Raw genomic sequence first — 5,911 nt, forward strand, 5'->3', positions numbered from 1 at the left:
CGGGGGGGGCGGCCCCCCGGGGCGGGCGCGGCCGGCCGGGGGGGGGGGGGGGGCGCCCCCCCCCCCCCCCCCCGCCGGTGTCACGGTCGATCCGGATCTCTCACCCCGTCGGGGATCAGAAGGCCTCCTCCGGGAGGTCCATCAGCTCCAGGTCGGTGCCCTCGATGATCCGCCGGTCGGCGCCGATGCGGGGCAGCACCTCGCGGGCGAAGAACCGGGCGGCGGCCACCTTTCCGGTGTAGAACGCCTTGTCGGCGGCGGAGACCTCGCCGGCCAGGGCGCGCAGGGCAACGTCGGCCTGCTTCTGCAGCAGCCAGCCGACGACCAGGTCGCCGATGGCCAGCAGGAAGCGACGGCTGGCCAGGCCGACCTTGTAGAGGGTCCGGGTGTCGCCACCCTGCGCCTCACCGAGCCAGCCGGTCATCACACCGAGGATGTTCTGGATCTCGCCGAGCGCCTTGCCGAGCGCCTGCCGCTCCTCCTTGAGCTGGCCGTTGCCGGCCTCGGAGGTGATGAACTCCTGGATCTCGCCGGCGACCGCCATCAGGGCCTTGCCGTTGTCCCGGACGATCTTGCGGAAGATCAGGTCCAGGCTCTGGATCGCCGTGGTGCCCTCGTACAGGGTGTCGATCTTCGCGTCCCGGACGTACTGCTCGAGCGGGTAGTCCTGGAGGAAGCCGGAGCCGCCGAAGGTCTGCAGCGCCTCGTGACCGAGCAGCTCGTACGCCCGCTCCGAGCCGACGCCCTTGACCAGCGGGAGGAGCAGGTCGTTGACCCGCTTGGCGAGCTTGAGCGCCTTCTCGTCACCGGCCGCCTCGGCGATGGCCACCTTGTCCTGCCAGGACGCGGTGTAGCAGACCAGCGCCCGCAGGCCCTCGGAGTACGACTTCTGCAGCATCAGCGAGCGACGCACGTCCGGGTGGTTGGTGATGGTCACCCGCAGCGCGGTCTTGTCGGACATCTGGGTCAGGTCGGCGCCCTGCACCCGGTTCTTGGCGTACTCCAGGGCGTTCAGGTAGCCGGTGGAGAGGGTGGCGATCGCCTTGGTGCCGACCATCATCCGGGCGTACTCGATGATCATGAACATCTGCCGGATGCCGTCGTGCTTCTCGCCCAGCAGCCAGCCCTTGGCCGGTACGCCGTGCTCGCCGAAGGTCACCTCGCAGGTGTTGGAGACCTTCAGGCCCATCTTGTGCTCGACGTTGGTGGCGAAGACGCCGTTGCGCTCGCCCAGCTCGCCGGTGTTCTCGTCGAAGTGGTACTTCGGCACCACGAAGAGCGACAGACCCTTGGTGCCCGGACCGCCGACGCCGTCGACACCGACCGGACGGGCCAGCACATAGTGGACGATGTTGTCGCTCAGGTCGTGCTCACCGGAGGTGATGAAGCGCTTGACGCCCTCGATGTGCCACGAGCCGTCCGGCTGCTGGATCGCCCGGGTGCGGCCGGCGCCCACGTCCGAGCCGGCGTCCGGCTCGGTGAGCACCATGGTGGAGCCCCACTGCTTGTCGATGAAGAGCTTGGCCCACTTCTTCTGCTGCTCGGTGCCCTCGACGTGCAGCACGTGCGCGAAGGACGGGCCGGAGGCGTACATCCAGATCGGCGCGTTGGCACCGAGCACCAGCTCGGCGAGGGACCACCAGAGCGCCCGGGGGGCGTTGGTGCCCCCGAGCGCCTCGGGAAGGTCCAGCCGCCAGAACTCGGAGTCCATGAACGCCTGGTACGACTTCTTGAACGACTCCGGCAGCGGCGCGGTGTGCGTCGCCGGGTCGAAGACCGGCGGGTTACGGTCGCTGTCCGTGTAGCTGGCCGCGAGATCCTCGCGGGCCAGGCGATCGACCTCGGAGAGGAAGCTGCGGGCGGTGTCGACGTCCAGGTCCGTGTACGGCTCCTGGCCGAACGTCCGGTCCGCCCCGAAGACCTCGAACAGGTTGAACTCGAGGTCCCGAAGGTTGCTCTTGTAGTGGGTCATGCTCGCTGGCCCCGCTTCCGGACAGGTGTTACCGATCAGTAACCCCGACTGTATTACTCGCCGGTAGCCAACGACAAGCCGATCCCCGAAGTGACAGCGATTACACACCTGCGGTTCAGCTTACGAACGACCCGGCCGGGGCCGGTGGGTCAGCGTCCGAGCGGTCCGGCCGGGGCCGGCGGGGGCGCGGCGCCAGGGCGTCAGCTCTCCGCCGCGCCGACCTCCCAGCTCGGCACCGGCACGGTCGCGCCGGTGCGCGGGCCGGTGTACTCCATCAGCACCAGGGCGATGTCGTCGTCGAGCCGGCCGTGCACCCACTCGACCAGAGCGGTCTCCAGCGAGGCCAGGCCGTCGCCGACCGTCCCGTGGCCGAGCAGCCGCCAGGCCCGGTCGGCGGTGGGGAAGAACTCCCCGTCGCGCCGGGCCTCGCCGAGCCCGTCGGTGAAGAGCAGCAGCCGGTCGCCGGGCTCCAGCCGCTCCACCCGGGGCCGGACCACCGGCATGAACCCGAGCGGCGGGGCCGGCGCGGGCGGTTCGAGGGGGATCACCGCGCCCCGGCGCAGCAGCAGCGGCGACGGGTGCCCGCAGTTGACGATGGTCAGCGTGCCGCCGCGCTCCTCGACCAGCGCCGCGGTGACGAAGTCCTCGTCGCCCACGCTGCGGGCCACCGCCCGGTCCAGGTCGGTCACCACCGCCCGCAGGTCGGCCCGCTCGTACGCGACGTGCCGGTACGACCCCAGCACGATGCTGGCCAGGCGGACCGCGTCCAGACCCTTGCCCCGGACGTCACCGATGATCATGCGTACGCCGTACGGGGTGTCGATCGCCTCGTACAGGTCACCGCCGATCTCGGCGGTGGCGGTGGAGGAGATGTAGCGGGCGGCCACCGCCAGGGTGCCCACCTGCGGGCCGAGCGGGCGCAACACCGCCTGCTGGGCGACCGACGCCAGCTTCGACAGCTCGGCGATCAGCTCGGCCTGACGCTGCCGTACCGCCGCCACCCCGGCTGCGGCGCCGGCGGCGACGGCGATGCCAGCGAGGTCGACCGCGGTGGTCAGCGACGCCTCGGGCTCAGCGAGCGCGAAGCCGGCCCCGAGGGCCATCGCGACCAGGCCCACCCCGAGCACCACCCGCCAGGAGGCGAACCCCGCGGCCAGGATCGGCGCGATCATCATCAGCGCGACGTAGTGGGCCGTCCGGCCGTCGGCCAGCTCGACCGCGGAGATGATCGCGAGCAGCCCGAGGGCCGCGCCGACGCCGGCGCGGGACCCGGGGCTCAGCGGGCCACGGCCCGACTGGAAGGCATGCGTACGTACGAGGGACAGCATGCCTGATGGACGTGAAGCGGTACACGAAGCTGACCCCTCGTCCAGGGTGTTCTGGCCGGGCGGACCGCCACCCCGATCCGATCGCCGTCAGCCGAGCACCTCGTACTTGACGGTCAGCTCACCGAGGTCGACCGAGGCGATCGCCTCGAACGCGGCCCGGGAGAGGTCGATGCACCGGCCGTCGATGTACGGGCCGCGGTCGTTGATCCGCACGGTCACCGACTTGCCGTTGTCGGGGTTGGTGACCCGGACCCGGGTGTTGAACGGCAGGGTCTTGTGCGCGGCGGTCAGCTCGTCCGGGTTGAACGTCTCGCCGTTGGCCGTCATCTGGCCCTCGTCGTAGAAGGACGCGCCGCAGGAACCGCTCGCCACGACGGCGCTCTTCGGAGCGGCCTTCTTCGTGGTGGCGGACGGCTTCGGCGTGGCGGTCCGGGCCTTGCTCCGGGAGGCGGCCTGGGCGGACCGGGTCGCCTTGGGGCTGGCGGTGACGGTCGGCGACGGGCTCGCGCTGGGCGAGAGGCTGGGGCTCGGCGACGCGGTAGTGGCGCTGGGGGTGACCACGCTCGGCACCGGGTCGGCGACGGCCGGGGCCCGCGCCTCGCCGGAGGTCAGCTGCACGGCGCCGACGGTGCCGCCGACGGCGAGCGCGACGCCGACCGCGGCGGTGGCGGCGATGCCGGCCGGCGAGGAGACCTTCGGGTACGGGAGTGCCTACCAGCCACCGGCCCGGTCCTTTCGTCTTCTGAACAAACCGGGTCGGACCGTAACGAGAGAAGCACTTCCGAAGTCAACGTGATCATGACGGTATGGCCGGAGTTGCACCGATACGTGTAGCCGATCGTCCGAGCCTCGCTGGACCGTACGACCCAGAATGCCACCGGTGGCATTCCTCCGCGAAGATGAGCGGATGGCCGCTGAGCTGTGCAGACGTCTGGTCGAGCTGTTCCGCTGGATCGACACCGGGCCGGGCAGCACCCACCTGGTCAGCGACACGTCCGGCTGGTGGCGGGATGCCGAGGTGCTGGCCGGGCTCGGGCCGGCCCTGGTCGAGCCGTTCCGTCGGGACCGGCCGACGCTGGTGGTCGCCCCGGCCGTCACCGGGCTGATGCTCGGCCCGCTCGCCGCCACCGCGCTCGGGGTGGGCTTCGTGCCGGCCCACAAGCCGGGCGACGGTCGGCTGCCGGTCGGGCCGCTCACCTGGGCGCAGAGCCCGCCGGACTTCCGCGGGCGGCGGGTCGACCTGGCCGTGGTGGACCGCCGGCTCGGCCCCGGCGACCGGGTGCTGATGGTGGACGACTGGGTGGCCACCGGGGCGCAGGTCCGGGCGGTCCGGGAGATCTGCGCGGCCCGGGGAGCGCACTGGGTGGGCGCCGCCGCGATCGTCGTCGACTGCCCGCCCGAGCTGGCCGGGGAGCTGGGCGTACGCGGCCTGCTCGACGGCGAGCGGCTGCACGGTTGACATAAAGCGAGGTTCAGGTCCGAGGATCGACGCATGGACGACGGCATTCTGGACGAGGCGTACCGACGGCTGCACCGGACCGGCCCGGAGTTCGAGGGTTGGCTCTCCAACCACGGGCCGATGGCGGTCGAGGCGCTGGTCCGGCACGGGCACGACCGGGGCGTGCACCGCTGGCTGGACGACTACCTCCGCCGCCTCGACGAGCTGCCCCGCGGCCTGCGGCCGATCGATGACTGGCGGGAGGCGCTCGGCGACCCGAAGCGGGCCGGCGACTGGCTCGCCCACTTCGACCGCGAGCTGCGGGAACGCCCCTGGCGGGAGGTGCTGGGCAACTGGTGGCCGCGGCTGCTGCCGGGCATCGCCGCCGGGGCCACCCACGGCGTCATCCGGGTCGGCCACGCCGTCCGGGTGCTCCGCGAGGACGGCCCGGGCCCGGACCGGCTGACCGAACTCGGCCAGGCCCTCGGCTACTGGGCGGCCCGCTGGCAACCGGTCCCGGGCGTCGCCGCCCCCTTCCCTGGCGGCGAGGGGGACGGGGCACCGGCGCGGCCGGACGTGACCGCCGCGCTGGCCGGGCTGCCCCGGATCGCCGACCGTACCGGTGGGATCGTGGCACGGCTGGGACGGCTCCGGGACGTACCCGAGTGGGAGGGTGCGGTGGCGGCGCTGCGCCCAGCGCGGACGCCGGCCGACGCGGAGCGGGGCCTGGTCACGCTGGTGCACCGGGCCGCCCTGGACTACCTGCGGTTCGGGCACGCCAACGCGGTGATGCTGGTGCACGCGGTCACCGCGCCGACCGCGGTGCTACGTACCCTGCCGGCCCTCGACCCCGCGCTCTGGGCGCCGAGCCTGGCCGCGGCCTGGTCGGCCACCGCGGCGGTGACCGCGGTGTACGCCCCACCGACCGGCGTCCCGATGCCGGCGGTGGCACCCGGCACCCCGGCCGAGGTCTTCGCCCGGGCCGCCCGGCACGGCGACGCGCACGTGGTCAAGCTGGCCGACGCCGTCCTCGACGCCCACGCGGCGACCGGTGACGAGCGGGTGCTCGCCGCCGCCGGCTACGCCGGCCAGCTGATGTCAACTACCCGCCCATGAATGGGCGGGCTTGCAGATCAATCCCGCTGCTGGGTGCAACGAGGTGCCGCGTGTGGG

The 5,911-nt window shown here is 72.7% G+C and carries 4 protein-coding genes and 1 pseudogene; 2 read left to right on the plus strand and 3 right to left on the minus strand.

What is annotated here, in order from left to right; genetic code table 11:
- Positions 1-115 precede the first annotated feature (115 nt).
- The 3 genes and pseudogenes from ACLQ2U_RS02580 to ACLQ2U_RS02590 all read right to left on the minus strand — a co-directional run bounded on the left by ACLQ2U_RS02580 (position 116) and on the right by ACLQ2U_RS02590 (position 4,022).
- The gene (locus tag ACLQ2U_RS02580) at positions 116-1,972 is read right to left on the minus strand and encodes an acyl-CoA dehydrogenase (RefSeq protein WP_425748855.1); all 1,857 of its coding nucleotides are present in this window, start codon (positions 1,970-1,972) and stop codon (positions 116-118) included.
- A gap of 200 nt (positions 1,973-2,172) precedes the next feature.
- The gene (locus ACLQ2U_RS02585) at positions 2,173-3,300 is read right to left on the minus strand and encodes a PP2C family protein-serine/threonine phosphatase (protein ID WP_425748856.1); all 1,128 of its coding nucleotides are present in this window, start codon (positions 3,298-3,300) and stop codon (positions 2,173-2,175) included.
- Between the two features lie 87 nt (positions 3,301-3,387).
- Positions 3,388-4,022: pseudogene (locus ACLQ2U_RS02590) on the minus strand (septal ring lytic transglycosylase RlpA family protein).
- Between the two features lie 185 nt (positions 4,023-4,207).
- Here ACLQ2U_RS02590 and ACLQ2U_RS02595 point away from each other — a divergent pair.
- Positions 4,208-4,759, plus strand: a complete 552-nt coding sequence (locus ACLQ2U_RS02595; RefSeq protein ID WP_425748857.1) for a phosphoribosyltransferase — start codon at positions 4,208-4,210, stop codon at positions 4,757-4,759.
- A 33-nt stretch (positions 4,760-4,792) separates the two neighbouring features.
- On the plus strand, positions 4,793-5,854 hold the full coding sequence (locus ACLQ2U_RS02600; RefSeq protein ID WP_425748858.1) for a questin oxidase family protein: 1,062 nt from the start codon (positions 4,793-4,795) through the stop codon (positions 5,852-5,854).
- Positions 5,855-5,911 lie beyond the last annotated feature (57 nt).

This window comes from Micromonospora sp. DT47 (genome assembly GCF_049844475.1).
Taxonomy (GTDB): Bacteria; Actinomycetota; Actinomycetes; order Mycobacteriales; family Micromonosporaceae; genus Micromonospora.

Coding starts and splice junctions, on each gene's coding strand:
- ACLQ2U_RS02585 (WP_425748856.1), bottom strand. CDS start 3,300: ATGCTGTCCCTCGTACGTACGCATGCCTTCCAGTCGGGCCGTGGCCCG.
- ACLQ2U_RS02595 (WP_425748857.1), top strand. CDS start 4,208: ATGGCCGCTGAGCTGTGCAGACGTCTGGTCGAGCTGTTCCGCTGGATC.
- ACLQ2U_RS02580 (WP_425748855.1), bottom strand. CDS start 1,972: ATGACCCACTACAAGAGCAACCTTCGGGACCTCGAGTTCAACCTGTTC.
- ACLQ2U_RS02600 (WP_425748858.1), top strand. CDS start 4,793: ATGGACGACGGCATTCTGGACGAGGCGTACCGACGGCTGCACCGGACC.